General features: G+C 71.8%; 1 protein-coding gene. It reads left to right on the top strand.

Going from position 1 to position 379, the window contains the following annotated elements; all coding sequences use genetic code 11:
- Window positions 1–99 precede the first annotated feature (99 nt).
- On the top strand, window positions 100–288 hold the full coding sequence (locus tag JHD80_RS27360) for a hypothetical protein (protein WP_199093749.1): 189 nt from the start codon (window positions 100–102) through the stop codon (window positions 286–288).
- The last annotated feature ends 91 nt before the right edge of the window (window positions 289–379 follow it).

Here is a 379-nt window from a genome sequence, read left to right as displayed (position 1 = left end):
CCCCCCCCCCCCCCCCCCCCCCCCCCCCCCCCCCCCCCCCCCCCCCCCCCCCCCATTTTACACGCAGACGACGGCAAACGAGATCGCGCCTAGAGTCTCGTGGGCTCGGAGATGTGTATAAGAGACAGGGTCCGGCCGGTCGAGGAAGGATTGCACGCCGGCAAAGGGCCGCGGCGCGAAACCCATCGTGCGCAGGGCGACCTCGCCTTCACCGCGCAGGACACGATCGAGGTGCAGGCCGGCTCCTCGCGCTGTCTCTTATACACATCTGACGCTGCCGACGATTAACCTTCGGTGTAGATCTCGGTGGTGGCCGTGTCATTGAGAAGGGGGGGGGGGGGGGGGGGGGGGGGGGGGGGGGGGGGGGGGGGGGGGGGGG

Source organism: Allobosea sp. ASV33 (assembly GCF_016428755.1).
Taxonomy (GTDB): domain Bacteria; phylum Pseudomonadota; class Alphaproteobacteria; order Rhizobiales; family Beijerinckiaceae; genus Allobosea.
Note: the sequence above shows the minus strand (reverse complement) of the source record. Positions and strands in the feature narration are given on the sequence as shown.